Here is a 15,271-nt window from a genome sequence, read left to right on the forward strand (position 1 = left end):
CGCGCAATCGTGACCCACGCCACAAGTGAAAGGCCGCACCCGATGTTCGAGCTGTCCAAGGACCACGAGGATTTCCGGCGCCTCGTGCGTGACTTCGCCGAGGCCAAGATCGCGCCGCATGTCGCGCAGTGGGATCGCGAGCACCACTTTCCGTCGGAGCTGGTGCCGCAGATGGGCGAGCTGGGCCTGTTCGGGCTCGTGGTGCCGGAGGAGTTCGGCGGGGCTGGATTGGACGAGGGCGGCTTCACCTACCTCTGTCTGGCGATCGAGGAACTCGGCCGTGTCGACCAGTCGATGGGCATCACGCTGTCGGCGGGAGTCGGCCTGGGAATCAACCCCATCCTCACGTACGGCACGCAGGAACAGAAGCAGCAGTGGCTGCCCGACCTCGTCGCCGGCAGGACGCTCGCCGGCTTCGGCCTGACCGAGCCCGAGGCAGGTTCGGACGCCGGCGCCACCAAGACGCGCGCCTCGTTGGCCGACGGTCAATGGACCGTCAACGGTGCGAAGGCCTTCATCACCAACTCCGGCACCGACCGCACCTCCGTCGTCACCGTCACCGCCAGGACCGGTGAGACCGCGGACGGCAAGGCTGAGATCAGCGCGATCATGATCCCCTCGGGCACAACGGGATTCACGGTCGAGCCGCCGTACGACAAGCTCGGCTGGCACATCTCCGACACCCACGGGCTCACGTTCGAGAACTGCGTGGTGCCGGAAGACAACCTGCTCGGCGAACGCGGTCACGGGTTCAAACAGTTCCTGAAGACCTTGGACGATGGACGCATCGCCATCTCGGCGCTCGCTGTCGGCCTGGCCCAGGCGTGTCTGGAAGCGGTCACCGAATACTCCAAGACCCGCATCGCGTTCGGCCGTCCGATCGGCGTCAACCAGGGCGTCTCGTTCCAGGTTGCCGATCTCGCCGTGATGGTCGAGGCGTCGCGCCTGCTGACCTACAAGGCCGCCTGGCTGAAGGACGAGATGGAGGCCGGACGTCGCAGCCTCGGTGAGGTCAAGCAGGCCGCGTCCATCGCCAAGCTCTACTCGTCCGAGGCCGCCGTGACGGCGACCCGCATCGCGACGCAGATCTTCGGTGGCAACGGCTTCATGGAGGAGTACCCGGTGGCGCGGTTCTACCGCGACGCGAAGATCCTGGAGATCGGTGAGGGCACCTCCGAGGTGCAGCGCATGCTGATCGCCCGTGGTCTGGGACTGCCGTCGTGACCCACCCCAAGGACGCACGGGTCGAGGATGTCCGCGGTCGGCTGAAGGCGGCGTACGAAGCGTCCGACGCGCCCTCGGAAGCAGCCCGGGCCAAGCTCGACTCGCAGAACAAACTCTATGTGCGAGAACGCATTTCGCTGCTCTTCGACGAAGGGTCGTTCGTCGAGGACGGGCGGTATGCGAACGCTACGGCGGCCGGTCTTCCCGCCGATGGTGTGGTGACCGGCCGCGGCACGGTGGACGGGCGTCCGGCGATCGTCATCGCCAACGACCCCACCGTGAAGGCCGGGTCGTGGGGCTCGCGCACCGTGGAGAAGATCGTCCGGGCCACCGAGATGGCGCTGCGCGAGGATCTCCCGGTCTTCTGGCTCGTCGACTCCGCCGGTGCACGCATCACCGACCAGGTCGAGATGTTCCCCGGGCGCCGCGGGGCCGGACGCATCTTCCACAACCAGGTCGCGTTGTCGGGAAAGGTGCCGCAGATCTGCTGCCTGTTCGGCCCGTCGGCCGCCGGTGGCGCGTACATCCCGTCCTTCACCGACCTGATCATCATGGTCGAGGGCAACGCCTCGATGTACCTCGGGTCGCCGCGCATGGCCGAAATGGTTGTGGGAGAGAAGGTATCACTCGAAGACCTGGGCGGCGCACGGATGCACTGCACACAGTCCGGCGTCGGTGACCTGCTCGCGCAGGACGACACCGAGGCCATCGAACTGGCGAAGTTGTTCTTCTCCTACCTCCCGCTGAACTGGCACTCCGAGGGGCCGGTGTACCACCCGGAGGAGCCGAGCGAACCGCTCACCGACGACACTGTGCCGGAGGTCGAGAGCCAGCCGTTCGACGTCCACGAGGTGATCGACGGCCTGGTCGACGACGACAGCTTCTTCGAGGTCAAGCCGCTGTTCGCCCCTGAGCTCGTCGTCGGGTTCGGTCGGATGGAGGGCCGCACGGTCGGCATCCTGGCCAACAACTCGGCGGTCAAGGGCGGCGTGCTGTTCACCGACTCCGCCGACAAGGCCGCGCGATTCATCTGGATGTGCGACGCCTACAACATCCCGATCCTGTACCTGGCCGATGTGCCCGGCTTCATGATCGGATCCGAGGTCGAGCGGGGTGGCATCATCCGACACGGCGCGAAGATGGTGTCCGCAGTGTCGTCGGCGACCGTCCCGCAGTTCTGTGTTGTGATCCGAAAGGCTTACGGCGCAGGGCTGTACGCGATGGGTGGCCCGGGATTCGGTCCTGACGCCACGCTTGCACTTCCCACCGCGCGCATCGCCGTGATGGGTCCGGAGGCCGCGGTCAACGCCGTCTACGCCAACAAGATCGCTGCGATTGAGGACGAGACCGAGCGCGAGACGTTCGTGCGAGCCCGCCGCGAGGAGTACCTCGAGGACGTCGACCTCGAACGTCTGGCCGCGGATCTGGTGATCGACGGCGTCGTCGAGGCGTCCTCGCTGCGCACCGAGCTGCTGCACCGGTTGCGGTACGCGGCCGGCCGCGACCGACACTTCAGCACCCGACGCCGTTCGATCCCACCGGTCTGACCAGCGACGCACGAAAGCCCCCGCTCGATCGAGCGGGGGCTTCGTACGTATGCGTCAGTTCTGCCCCGGGGGCACGACGACCGTCGTGGTGACCGTCACGGTGCTGGCCGGCGGGCGCGGGGGTGGTGGCGGCGCCGGTGCGGTGACGGTCTGCGTCGTGGTCACCGTGCTCACCTGAGGCGCAGCGGTCGCCGTCGTGGTGACGGTCGTAGCGGCGGCACTGCTGGTCACGGTGCGCACGGAACCTGGCTGCGTCACGGTGCGGGCCGGCACGGTACGGGTGACGGTGCCACCCGGCTGCACGACCGTCGTGGTCACAGTCGTTGCATTCGGCGCGGCACCCGGCCGGGTGGTCGACGGGGCGCTCGTGGAGGTCGGGGCTGATGGTCCGGAGGGGCTCACCGTCACCGTCTGCGCCGGCTGGGTCACGGTGGTGGACGCTTCCCCGTCCCCGGACGCGCTCGCGCGCCCGGCCCACCAGGTGAATCCTGCGAGCAGCAGAGCCAGCACGCCGGCAGCGGCGGCGAGTGCCGGACTGATGCCACCGCCGGCGGAATAGCGTCCGCCGCCCTGCGCGTCGTCGTCCTCGGCGTAGTACTGCTCGCCGGCGTACTCCTGGTCATCACCGGAATCGGAGTCGAAGAAGTCCATGATACCGGGCCGGTCGTCGTCGACCGGCCCGGTCTTGTCGGGGTCGTGCGGATCAGGCATCGAGGAATCCAAACCATTTCTCGGGTGAGAGCGGTGCAGCGCGCTCCTGGTGCGACTCGTTGGACACGCTACGCGACCCGATCGCCCAGCGCAGGCCAGTGGCGTCCCCGGGATAGGTTGCCAGCATGTCCTTCTCCGACCGGGTCGACGCGATCCAACGCCGCTATCCGGTGTTGGGCTACCCGATCGCGGTCGGTTACAAGTTCTTCGACGATCTCGGCGCCTACCTGGCGGCTTTGCTGACCTACTACGCATTCATCTCCCTGTTCCCCGTGCTGTTGCTCGCCTCGACCGTGCTCAGTTGGATCCTGCGTGGCCGACCGGAGTGGCAGGACACGCTGCTCAACTCGGCATTGGGGGAGTTCCCGGTGATCGGTGACCAACTCAAGGCACCGGCAGCCCTGGACGGCGGAACGGGAGCCGTGGTCATCGGTGTGCTCGGTGCGCTGTATGGAGCACTGGGCGCCGCACAAGCTCTGCAGTACGCGGCGAACGTCGTCTGGCAGGTGCCGCGCAACAGCCGTCCCAACCCGTTTGCGGCGCGCGGCCGCTCGTTCATCCTGCTGGTCACGGCCGGCTTCGGATTACTGCTGACCACCGCAGCCTCGATCTTCGTGACGCGGTACATCTCGGGCACACCGGCGACGCTCGCAATCCACCTGCTCAGCGTGCTGATGTCGACCGCAGTGTTCCTCGCCGCCTACCAAATGGCCACCGCCGCTTCGTTGCGTCTGGCTGACCTCTGGGTGGGTGCGGTGGTCACGGCGATCGGGTGGGAGGCGCTGAAGACCTACGGAGCCACCTACGTCAACACCGTCATCAAGCAGGCGTCTGCCATCAACAGCATTTTCGCGTTCGTGCTAGGCATGATCGCGTTCATCTATGCGGCTGCCGCACTGATCGTGTTGTCCCTGGAGATCGACGTGGTGCGTCGTAAGCATCTGTACCCGCGGGCGCTGCTCACTCCGTTCACCGATGACGTCGAGCTCACCGAGGGCGACCAGAAGGCCTACGTCGGCCAGGCCAAATCGATGCGCGCCAAGGGTTTCGAGGAGATCGACGTCAGTTTCGAGGTCAAACGCGCGCAGCGCCGACGAGCCGACCAGGAAGAGCAACTGCGCGAGGGCGAGACCCAGGAGATGCCGTCCCGGGTGTTCCGCCAGCGGGACGATCGGAACTTGGACGGGTGACTAGCTTCACTCTGTGACCGAGGGTCCATAGCTTCGGTGTCGTCCACGTTCCGGCGGGCGGCGCGACGAAGCCGTGGACCGCGTGAGGTTCTCCCGCGAAGGGTGGAACCTCACACAGATTCTGTTGGTGCAGGGCGCAGTTCGTGCCAGGAGATGCCGATCTCCTGCAGCAGTTCGCGTAGAGCGGGCAGGCTGACTCCGACGACGTTGTGGTAATCGCCCTCGATGCTGGTGACGAACGGACCGCCGAGTCCGTCGACGGTGAATGCGCCTGCCACGTACAGAGGTTCGCCGGTGGCGACGTACGCCTCGATCTCCTCGTCGTCGATGTCGGCGAAGTGCACGACAGTGCTCGCGGTGACACCGAAGGTGGCACCCGTGCCGTCGTCCCGGTTGTCGATCAGCCAGTGGCCCGAGTGCAGGATGCCCGACTTGCCGCGCATCCGCTGCCAGCGGGCGATCGCATCGCTCGAGTCGGACGGCTTACCGTGGGCCGCCCCCTCAAACTCCAGGACGCTGTCGCAGCCGAGCACGAGCGCGTCGCCCGCTTCGTCCCGACCGGCAACGTCCTCGCATTTGGCACGCGCGAGGATCAACGCGACACCGGCGGGTTCGAGTGCGCCGTACCGCTTCTCGGCCTCGGCGGTCGCCGCCGGCTCGTCGACGCCGGAGACGAGGACTTCCGGTTGGACGCCGGCCGAGCGCAAGGTTGCCAGGCGGGCAGGGGAGGCAGAAGCAAGGACGAATCGCACCCGCTCACCGTACTGTCCGGGCCTTGATCGTGAGCACCGCCGGTGGAGCCGAACGCCCGGGGCACGAGGCGTACGTAGCGCCGCTGGTTGAGCCGAACGCCCGAGGGACGAGGGCGTACGCGCCGAAACCAAGGCAACCATCCACGACCGCCCAACCACGACCGCTCAACCACGCATTCTCCACAACCCGCGAGTAACCAATTCGGTTGTCCACAAACGACATTCATCCGGTCACACCATTCCAACTCGGTTCGAACAGGTGTACGATGTGGGCATGTCGAACACCACGACGAAACCCCTCGGACGCGACGCGATCACCCCGCGCGATCTGCTCGAAGCAGTGATGCTCGAAGACGGTGTCGACGCAGCCATCGAACTGGCATCGCACCCCGAACTGGTACCAGGCGCGAACCCCGCCACCATCCAACTGCTCATCGCCCAACTGCTGGCACACAACGTGTTCGAACGCCTCAACAGCGACGACCCGTTCACCGTGGACGCAGCCGGCGACAAGTTCTTCACGCAGGACGACCTCACCGACCTCACCGGGATCGACCAACAGACGGCCGGTGAGCAAGGTGATGGCGACCAGGGTGACGACGAGGATCACTGGGTGACACAGACCCGGCAGTTCGAGGAATCGATCCGGGTGGCGCACTCGGTGATGAACACCGCCGGCGCCGTCCGGGCGATCTCGATCAGTCAGTACGCCCGCTGGGACGCCCACGACGTGACTTGCACTGACTTCGTGCAACACGAGCCGGGGCATGTGGGTGAGTTCGCTGCTGATGGTGTCGCGGCCGAACTGCGCCTGTCCTGCATCGCCGCGTCGCAGCTGGTGCGCAAATCGGTGTGGGCAGCCACCAAAACACCGGTCCTGCTCACGGATGTGGCTGCTGGTGTGGCGAACCTGGACACCGTGACCGCGGTCGCGACCGAACTGCAGGACGCCCGCCCCGACACCTGCGAACTCATCGAAGACACGATCCTTCAACGCAAGATCCACTGCCGGGGTGCGGCGTCCGCACGCCGCTCCACCCGCACCCTCCTCACCAGGTTCGAGGCGGCAGCCGCCCGCAAGACCCACAAGCGCACGAAGGCGCAGCAGACCGGGGTGTGGTTCGATCCCCACCCCACCCCCGGGTTGGCGTCCTTCACCGCGGTCCTGCCCGATGCGCAGGTCGCGGAGATCTGTGACCTGGTCGAGAAACGCGCCTACGATCTCAAACGGTCCGACACCAGTGAAGACGCTGCCGAGAAACTCCTGGGTGAGTACCGGGCCGACGCGTTGTACGAGATCGTCACCCGCAACCTGAACTACATCCTTGATATTCAGATCCTTACTCCCACCGCATGCCAGGGCTGCAGCAACAACTCTGCGGACGCGAACAGGAACGGCGATTACGGTCGTGACCGCGGCAAGGAGGACAGTGGCGATGACGGCGACGACGGCCGCTTAGGCGGCAACCCAGGCGGCGGCGGGAACGGTCCCGGCGGCACCGGCGGTGACACACCCGGTCCCAGCAAGGGGAGGTCATCCAAGAAGACCGTGACCCGCGGTGAAGCACTCGGACTGTTGACCAGCAAACGCAACGCCAAGAACTGCGGGGCGAACAGCGTCACGAACAGCACTGCGTTGGGAATCCATCACCGCGTCGGCGCACTGTCCGGGTACGGGATCGAAGCACTCATCCAGAACGCCACCACGATCACCACCACCGGGGTCGAATTCAACCCACTCACCGGCGAACTCATCCACCAGGACACCTCACAGGCGTACCGACCACCCGAGACGATGCGCCGCAGGATCCAAGCCCGCGATCAACACTGCCGAGCACCCGGGTGTGCCCGGCACGCAGTGTTCACCGACACCGACCACGTCACCGCCTACCAACGCGGTGGACCCACCACCGACACCAACCTGCAATGCCTGTGCCGACACCACCACAAAATGAAACAAAGCGGCTGGCAGGTGGTCATGAACACCGCCGGCGTGTGCACCTGGACCTCACCCACCGGCCGCACCTACACCACCGAACCCGGACTCCTACAGACCTACCGGGACACCGAAGGCCTCTGACGGACCGACGTCGTGTCCACCATCGACCTGCGGTCAGCGATAGCCCGCGGCCTCACGTGTCAGTCACGTCGAGCAACATGGAACGGCACCCGGTGCGCGCGCCCACCAGATGGTCGGGTCCACGTGGATGCTCGAGGTGTCCCGCCGGTGGAGCACAGTCAGCCGAGGAGGTGATGCGTGTAGCACCACCGCCACGCCTCGCCCGGCTCGAAGGACCTCATCACCGGGTGGCCGGTGCGTTCGAAGTGCGCGCTCGCGTGCTTGCCGACGGACGAGTCGCAGCAGCCCACGTTCCCGCAGGTCAGGCACAGCCGCAACGAGACCGGGTGGAGCCCGTCCCGCATGCACTCGGGGCAACTGTCGTGGGAGAGCGGTTCGACGGTGTCCGGCGCCTCGCGCAGTTCCTCGCACCCGAACTGTCGCTCCTGCGGCGTCAACAGCGTGTCGTCGCCGACCCGCTCGTCGCGGTCGTTGTTCTGGGCGATCATCGACTCCTCGACGTCGATGCCGGCCATGATCTCGACCAGCACCTCGTGGTCGATGACGCCCTTGTCGCGCAGCTTCAGCAGCTTCTCCCGTTCGGCATCGAGCATCGATTCACGCAGCCGGCGATAGGTCGTCGAGGGGTTCTCGACGTCGGGATCGTTGCGGCCCAGTCGTTCCCATGCTGGGTTGACCCGTCGCTTCGCCTGGTCCCGGAGTGCTTCGACGGTCGGCTCGGGGACATTGGGAGACTTCGCGATCTCCTCGTTCAGTCGTCGCTCCCCGGCGTTGACTGCCATCTGCAACATCTGCGCGTACTGCAGCGCCGTCTCGCGCGGGTCGGGTCCGTGCAGGTCAAGCTTGCGGGCGACCGCGCCGAGGGTGAAGCCCTGCAGGATGAGGGTGCCGAGCGTCACGACCAGCGCGGTGAAGACGAGCACGCCGCGTTCGGGTGCGTCCTCTGGCAGCAGTGACGCGGCTGCCAGTGTGACCACTCCGCGCATGCCGGCCCAGGACGCAACCGCACTCTCGCGCACGGAGAGACCGCCGTCTGTACCTCTGACACGACGCACCCAGGCCCATGCCAGCAGCCACACCGGTCGCACCACCACGACCGTCGCCAGCACCGCCGTCGCAACGAGCACGCTGCGTCCCAGACCGAGCGGCGAGGCCTGCATCTCCTGCAGGATCGTGCGCGCCTGCAGGCCGATCAGCAGGAAGACGAGGTTCTCCAGGATGAACTGGATCGTGCCCCAGTTCATCCGCTGCGCCACGCGGGCGGACGGTGTCTGATCGACCGGGGAGGTGTGCGCCAACATCACGCCGCACACCACCACGGCGACGACACCGGAGGAGTGGACGAGTTCGGCCGGGATGTAGGCGATCCACGGCGTCATGAACGAGACCGCGACGTTGGTGGTCGTGTCGCGCAGGTGGCGGCGCACCAGTTGGATCAGCCGATAGGCGAGGAGTCCGATGAGGATGCCGCCCAGCGAGGAACGCAGGAACGAGACGAGGACGTCGACTCCCGTCACTTCATGGGTGGACGCCTCGATGGACAGGCTGACGATGACGAGCGCGCCGCGGCATAGAGCAACGGCGGGAGGAATCCGAGCAGGACGACGTGCGGTTCGACATGTACGTCGGGCATCCACGGCACGAACGAGGCAACCGCGCCGATCGCGGTGAGGATCAGCGGAGCCGACAGGCCGAACCGTCGACAGACCGCCGTGACCGCGACGACCACGGCGAGCAGGGCAAGAGTGATCTGGGCGAATTCCACCGCGTCAGTATGACCCCGCGAATGCTCATCCTGTAGCGCGCGCTGCTGTCGCTCCCGTCATACCGAACGCGGTGTGCATGAAGGAGATCAGGCGAGAACGGCCTCACGCAAGGTGTCGAGGCCGACGCTGCCGATGTCGAGGGCGCGGCGGTGGAAGGTCTTGAGGTCGAAGTCCTCGCCTTCGCGGCGGGCGACCTCGGCGCGCAATTCCATCCACAGGCGCTCGCCGATCTTGTACGACGGGGCCTGCCCCGGCCAGCCCAGGTATCGGTCGAGTTCGAAGCGCAGGAAGCCCTCGTTCATGTCGCAGTGCGCGTTGAGGAAGGTCCACGCCTTGTCGTAGGTCCATTCGCCACCGCCCACTTCCTCGGGTGCCTCGAAACCGCAGTGGAACCCGATGTCGAGCACGACGCGGGCCGCACGCAGTGACTGACCGTCGAGCATGCCCATGCGGTTGCCCGGGTCGTCCATGTAGCCGAGTTCGTCCATAAGCCGCTCGGCGTAGAGCGCCCAACCTTCACCGTGTCCGGAGGTCCACGCATCCATGCGGCGCCACTTGTTGAGCAGTTCGCTGCGGAACATCGTCTGCGCGACCTGGAGGTGATGCCCCGGGACCCCCTCGTGATAGACGGTGGTGAGCTCGCGCCAGGTGCCGAACTCGGTCACGCCTTTCGGCACAGACCACCACATGCGCCCCGGACGGCTGAAGTCGTCGGACGGGCCGGTGTAATAGATGCCGCCGGACTGGGTCGGGGCGATCATGCACTCGATGGTGTGGACGGGTTCGGGCACGTCGAAGTGCACTCCGGCGAGTTCGGTGATCGCCTCGTCAGCCTTCTCCTGCATCCATTTCTGCAGCGCGTCCGTGCCGTGCAACTGGTACTTCGGGTCGGCGTCGAGAGCAGCTGTGGCCTCCTTGACGGTGGCTCCGGGCTGGATGCGCTCGGCAACCGCGGCCATCTCGGCGGTGATCCGCGCGAGTTCCTCCTGCCCCCAGGCGTACGTCTCTTCCAGGTCGACGGCGGCACCGAGGAACTGGCGGCTGTACAGCGGGTACTTGTCGCGTCCGCAGCCGTCGGCCTCCGGCGCCTTCGGGAGGATCTCCTCACGCAGGCGACGTCCTGCGTCTGCGTAAGCCGTTGCGGCAGAACGAATCTGGTCGGCGATCTGCGGGTGCTGCTGCGCGAACGTCGTGAAATAGCCGTCGTCCGCGGTGTGGTCCTCGGTCTGCTTGATGCAGGCTTCGACCTGGCGCTTGGCGGCGACATCACCACGGGACGCGGCCTCGGCCAGCGACTCGAACCACTGGTCGAGCGCCCTCGGCAGCGTCTGCATCCGACGCCCGATGGTCTCGATCTGCTCGTCGGTGTCGGTCGGCATCAGGTCGAAGATGTCGCGCATCTCCTGCAGCGGCGACGCGATCACGTTGAGGGACGCGAGCGGGATGCCGGCCTCGAACGCCTCGACCTCGAGCTCGAGGCGCTCGCGCATCGCGCTGAGCGTCACCCGGTCGACGTCGTCCACCGGTTGCGCTGCGTCCAACTTCGTGAGCGTCTGCCGAGCGAGGTCGGCCTTCGCCCGGTGGCCGGGGGCGAGAAGTCGTCCATCTCGTGGTCGTGCCCGGGCACGCCGAGGTAGGTGGCGGTCAGTGGGCTGAGGGCGACGGTCGCGTCATGGTGGTCGTCGGCGATCCGGTCGATGGCGGTGTATTCGCGGTTCGAAGTCACGCGCTCGAACCTATCCCGTCGTCCGTCCGGTCGACACCGCATTTGTGACGGCGCGGAAGGCAGGTGCCGGGGCGGGCCGGGGACGGGTGCCTAGACTCGGCGGGTGAAACGAGTCGCCGCACCGGGCCTGCTCCTGGCCCTTCTGCTCGCGACCTTCGTGATCCGTGCGCCGGTCACCAGCGTCCCGCCGGCGCTCTCCCTCATCCGTGACGACCTGCACCTGAGCGCCGTCGCTGCCGGATTGGTGACGACGCTCCCGCTCATCTGCTTCGGTGTCTTCGCCTGTCTCACACCGCCGCTCGCGGCACGCGTCGGAGTCGAGCGAACACTCGGGGTCGCGGTCGCCGCCATCGTCGTCGGCATCGCCGTCCGTCTCGTCGTCACCCCGCCCACCTTCTTCACCGGCACGCTCCTGATCGGACTGGGTATCGCCATCGCCAATGTGGTGATTCCTGCGATTGCCCGGCTTCGGTTCCCGGGGCATCTCGCGTACGTGATGGGCCTGTACACCGTGGCCCTCCAGATCAGTGGAGCGAGCGGGGGGTTCCTGACCCGGCCGCTCATCGACGGTCTCGGCTGGGAGTGGCCGTTCGTCATCGGCCTCTGGCTGGTGCCGGCGCTTGCGGTGTTGGCCTGGTGGACGCTCGCGGCTCGACGCAACCGCAGTGACGTGGCTGCGTCCGCGCCGCCCGTGACCCGTATCCGCGCGGTCGCGGCCCGTCCCGGCACCTGGCTCATCGTCCTGGTGATGGGTCTGCAGTCGCTGGCCTTCTTCACGCTCGTCAACTGGCTGCCGACGATGCTCACCGATCAGGGATGGTCACCGTCGTCCGCGGGAATCGCGTTGGGGTTGTTCAGTCTGCTCGGCTTCCCCGGCTCACTGTTGGGCACCCGGGTACTGGGTTCGAATCGGCGGATCACCTGGATCGCTGCGATCACCGCCACGTACGTCGCGGGACTCGTCCTGCTCGTGCTGGGCGCGGTGCCTGCAGCGTTCGGCGTGCTGCTGTGTGGCCTGTGCCAGGGGCTGCCGCTCGCCATTGCCCTCTCCGCGATCGCGCACCAGCACGACCCGTCCGATGTGCCTGCCGTCTCGGCGGTCGGTCAAGGTGCCGGTTACCTGCTCGCGTCCGTCGGCCCGGTGGCCGTCGGCGCGCTCTACGGTGCCTCTGCCGACTTCGTCCTCGCGGTCACGGTGCTGGCCGTGATGATGGGGATCTGGGCACTCGCCACGGTCGCCGTCGGACGCGGCCAGGATGCGGCGACGGCCTGAGCCCGGTCGCGGGCGTCGTCCAAGAACGGATCAGGCGGACGCGGCCGCGGCCGGTCGCTCCTCATGCGCCGGGATGGTCTGCTCCTTGCGGTACGCACGCCAGCTGTAGCTGACCGCTGCGGCCCACAACGCGTACAAGGCTGCGTACACCACGTAGCGAGTTGTGTCGGATGCGTCGAGCCAGTCGCTCTTGAGCAGGGTGCGGGCGTTGGTGACCAGGATCAGTCCACCGACCGCCGAGCCGAGGATGCGCGGTGGTACGTGTCGCACCAGCCATGCGGCGATCGGTGCGGCGATGAGTCCGCCGATCAGCAGAGCCGCGACCCAGCCGAAGTTCACGCCCTGCGAACCGAGGGCGACAAGGAATCCGATGCTCGCGGCCACCGAGACGAGGAACTCGCTGGTGTCGATCGAACCGATCACCTTGCGCGGCTCCAGCCGACCGCTCGCCAGCAGGGCCGGCGTGCCGACCGGCCCCCAGCCACCGCCGCCGGTTGCGTCGACGAATCCTGCGAAGAGCCCCAGCGGAGAAAGGAATCGCTTGCGCAGCGGTTGACCGAGCCTGTCGGTGCGTAGCCCGCGCACGGTGAAGCGCGCGAGCACGTACAGCCCCAGCGCGAACAGGATCAGAGCCATGACCGGCTTGGCCGTGTCGGTCGACAGGTTCGCCAGGAAGGTCGCTCCGGCGAACGCGCCCAGCGCACCGGGGAGTCCGACCTTGAACACGACGGGCCAGTCGACGTTCCCGAACCTCCAGTGGGCCGTCCCCGAAGCGAGCGTCGTGCCGATCTCCGCCAGGTGCACTGTGGCTGATGCGGCGGCGGGATTGGTGCCGATCGCCAGGAGCAGCGTCGTGGAGGTGACGCCGTAGGCCATACCCAGGCTTCCGTCGACGAGTTGGGCTCCCAGTCCGACAAGGGCGAGCAGGGCGAGCTTGCGCATGCCAGTCTCCATTCATAACGTTGTGTTTGGAATAACAAAACGAAAGCTAATGGTGACGAGCGCGGAGACACCAGGCCTGTCCGGATGATGACATGAGGTGGGGTCGGTCATGCAGAACGCCCGGCCATGAAGGCCGGGCGTTCAGTCTGAATTTCGTTGTGCGGCAGGGGCGCCGCTTCTCAGCGTGGCAACCGCTCCACGAACCTCGCGGCCGGAAGACCGCTGGTGCGCCAGCCGACGCGGGCGCGTCCGGCCCACTCCGATCGAGGCATCGAGGAATCGCCTCCACCGCCACCGGCGGCGGACAGCACGGCGACGACCGCTGCCATCTCCTCGGGCGTGACTGCGGACGTCTCGAACCGGATGGTGCCCGGCTGCGCGCTCTGCTCCTGGCTCACAGCGGGATGTTTCCGTGCTTCTTGGGTGGCAGGCTCTCCCGCTTGGTCTTCAGTGCGCGCAGGGCACGGATCACCTGGGTGCGCGTCTCGGACGGCGCAATCACCGCGTCGACGTAACCGCGCTCGGCCGCGATGTACGGATTGGCGAGGGTGTCCTCGTACTCCTGGATCAGTTCCTGGCGGCGCTTGTCGACGGCGGCCGGATCGTTGTCGGTCTCGGCGGCGACGGCGGCGATGTCCTTGCGGTACAGGATGTTTGCCGCACCTTGAGCGCCCATGACCGCGATCTGCGCGGTCGGCCAGGCGAGATTGATGTCGGCGCCGAGGTGCTTGGAACCCATCACGTCGTACGCGCCGCCGTAGGCCTTGCGGGTGATCACGGTGATCAACGGAACGGTCGCCTCGGCGTACGCGTACAGCAGCTTCGCACCGCGCCGGATGATGCCGCCCCATTCCTGGTCGGTGCCGGGTAAAAAGCCGGGCACGTCGACGAAGGTGAGAATCGGGATGTTGAACGCGTCGCAAGTACGCACGAAACGCGCTGCCTTCTCCGATGCGTTGATGTCGAGCGTTCCCGCCAACTGCATCGGCTGGTTCGCCACGACGCCGACGCTCTGCCCGTCGACGCGTCCGAAGCCGGTGACGATATTGGGTGCGAACAACTCCTGCACCTGCATGAATTCGCCGTCGTCACAGACGTGTTCGATGACCGTCACCATGTCGTACGGCATGTTCGGCGAATCGGGGATGATGGTGTCGAGTTCGAGGTCGGCATCGTTGATCACGAGTTCGGCCTCATCGACCGCGGCGAACACGTCGCCGGGATCGAGGTTGTTCGGCGGCAGGTAGCTCAGCAGCGACCGCACGTACTCGATCGCGTCGTCCTCGTCGCTGCCCATGTAGTGGGCCACGCCGCTGCGGCTGTTGTGGGTGCGTGCACCGCCGAGTTCCTCGAAGCCGACGTCCTCACCGGTGACGGTCTTGATGACGTCGGGGCCGGTGATGAACATGTGCGAGGTCTGGTCGACCATCACCGTGAAGTCGGTGATCGCGGGGGAGTAGACGGCACCTCCCGCGCACGGGCCCATGATCAGTGAGATCTGAGGGATGACGCCGGACGCGTGGACGTTGCGGCGGAAGATCTCGGCGTACAGACCGAGCGCGACCACGCCCTCCTGAATGCGCGCGCCACCGGAGTCGTTGATGCCGACGACCGGGCAGCCGATCTTCATCGCGAGATCCATGACCTTCACGATCTTCTCGCCGAAGACCTCGCCCAACGATCCGCCGAACACGGTGAAGTCCTGGGAGAAGACGCACACCGTGCGTCCGTCGACGGTGCCGTAGCCGCTGACGACCCCGTCGCCGTACGGGCGCTTCTTCTGCTGCCCGAAAGCAGTGGAGCGGTGCCGTGCGAGTGCGTCGAGCTCGATGAACGAACCCGGGTCGAGCAACTGCTCGATCCGTTCACGAGCGGTCTTCTTGCCCTTGGCGTGCTGTTTCTCGACCGCCTTGGCGCTGCCGGCGTTCACGGCTTCATCGATGCGCAGGTGCAGGTCGGCGAGCCGTCCCGCGGTCGTGTGAATGTCGATCGCCGGCGACTGCTTACCGGCGTCGTCGGCTCCGGAAGTGTGACCTGCCTTACCCGTCATGGGATCAGAC

12 protein-coding genes and 1 pseudogene are annotated in these 15,271 nt (G+C 66.8%); 5 read left to right on the plus strand and 8 right to left on the minus strand.

The window, feature by feature from the left end; genetic code table 11:
- Positions 1-42: 42 nt before the first annotated feature.
- Positions 43-1,224 carry an acyl-CoA dehydrogenase family protein gene (locus MF407_RS03340; protein WP_239701292.1) on the plus strand — a complete coding sequence of 394 codons (1,182 nt, stop codon included), beginning with the start codon at positions 43-45 and terminating at the stop codon, positions 1,222-1,224.
- A complete protein-coding gene (locus MF407_RS03345; protein ID WP_239701294.1) occupies positions 1,221-2,771 on the plus strand; it encodes an acyl-CoA carboxylase subunit beta in 1,551 nt (516 codons plus the stop codon). Before MF407_RS03340 ends, MF407_RS03345 begins: the two co-directional genes overlap by 4 nt.
- Positions 2,772-2,825: 54 nt before the next feature.
- On the opposite strand, the gene MF407_RS03350 is transcribed toward MF407_RS03345, so the two are convergent.
- Positions 2,826-3,482: a hypothetical protein gene (locus MF407_RS03350; RefSeq protein ID WP_239701296.1), complete on the minus strand. Its 657-nt coding sequence runs from the start codon at positions 3,480-3,482 to the stop codon at positions 2,826-2,828.
- A gap of 125 nt (positions 3,483-3,607) precedes the next feature.
- Between MF407_RS03350 and MF407_RS03355 the strand changes: the two genes are divergently transcribed.
- Positions 3,608-4,672, plus strand: a complete 1,065-nt coding sequence (locus MF407_RS03355) for a YihY/virulence factor BrkB family protein (protein ID WP_239701297.1) — start codon at positions 3,608-3,610, stop codon at positions 4,670-4,672.
- A 110-nt stretch (positions 4,673-4,782) separates the two neighbouring features.
- Here MF407_RS03355 and MF407_RS03360 read toward each other — a convergent pair whose 3' ends face one another.
- Entirely contained in the window at positions 4,783-5,424 is a 642-nt protein-coding gene (locus tag MF407_RS03360) for a Maf family protein (protein WP_239701298.1), read from the minus strand.
- 274 nt (positions 5,425-5,698) lie between these two features.
- Between MF407_RS03360 and MF407_RS03365 the strand changes: the two genes are divergently transcribed.
- Positions 5,699-7,504, plus strand: a complete 1,806-nt coding sequence (locus tag MF407_RS03365) for an HNH endonuclease signature motif containing protein (RefSeq protein ID WP_239701299.1) — start codon at positions 5,699-5,701, stop codon at positions 7,502-7,504.
- A 158-nt stretch (positions 7,505-7,662) separates the two neighbouring features.
- Here MF407_RS03365 and MF407_RS03370 read toward each other — a convergent pair whose 3' ends face one another.
- From MF407_RS03370 to MF407_RS03380, 3 genes and pseudogenes are all read right to left on the minus strand, one after another.
- The gene (locus MF407_RS03370; protein ID WP_239701300.1) at positions 7,663-9,021 is read right to left on the minus strand and encodes a cation:proton antiporter; all 1,359 of its coding nucleotides are present in this window, start codon (positions 9,019-9,021) and stop codon (positions 7,663-7,665) included.
- Positions 9,018-9,269, minus strand: coding sequence for a hypothetical protein (locus MF407_RS03375; RefSeq protein WP_239701301.1), 252 nt, complete (start codon positions 9,267-9,269; stop codon positions 9,018-9,020). Before MF407_RS03375 ends, MF407_RS03370 begins: the two co-directional genes overlap by 4 nt.
- A gap of 87 nt (positions 9,270-9,356) precedes the next feature.
- Positions 9,357-11,038 (minus strand): annotated as a pseudogene (locus MF407_RS03380) (DUF885 domain-containing protein).
- Between the two features lie 61 nt (positions 11,039-11,099).
- Here MF407_RS03380 and MF407_RS03385 point away from each other — a divergent pair.
- Positions 11,100-12,269 carry an MFS transporter gene (locus MF407_RS03385; protein ID WP_239701302.1) on the plus strand — a complete coding sequence of 390 codons (1,170 nt, stop codon included), beginning with the start codon at positions 11,100-11,102 and terminating at the stop codon, positions 12,267-12,269.
- A 30-nt stretch (positions 12,270-12,299) separates the two neighbouring features.
- Here the strand turns inward: MF407_RS03385 and MF407_RS03390 are convergent, their stop codons facing one another.
- The 3 genes from MF407_RS03390 to MF407_RS03400 all read right to left on the minus strand — a co-directional run bounded on the left by MF407_RS03390 (position 12,300) and on the right by MF407_RS03400 (position 15,261).
- Positions 12,300-13,211, minus strand: a complete 912-nt coding sequence (locus MF407_RS03390; RefSeq protein WP_239701304.1) for a sulfite exporter TauE/SafE family protein — start codon at positions 13,209-13,211, stop codon at positions 12,300-12,302.
- A gap of 179 nt (positions 13,212-13,390) precedes the next feature.
- Positions 13,391-13,609, minus strand: a complete 219-nt coding sequence (locus tag MF407_RS03395; protein ID WP_129625837.1) for an acyl-CoA carboxylase epsilon subunit — start codon at positions 13,607-13,609, stop codon at positions 13,391-13,393.
- A complete protein-coding gene (locus tag MF407_RS03400; RefSeq protein ID WP_129625836.1) occupies positions 13,606-15,261 on the minus strand; it encodes an acyl-CoA carboxylase subunit beta in 1,656 nt (551 codons plus the stop codon). The genes MF407_RS03395 and MF407_RS03400 overlap by 4 nt, the downstream gene beginning before the upstream one ends.
- Positions 15,262-15,271: the final 10 nt, after the last annotated feature.

Source organism: Yimella sp. NH-Cas1, from assembly GCF_022359705.1.
Lineage (GTDB): Bacteria > Actinomycetota > Actinomycetes > Actinomycetales > Dermatophilaceae > Yimella > Yimella lutea.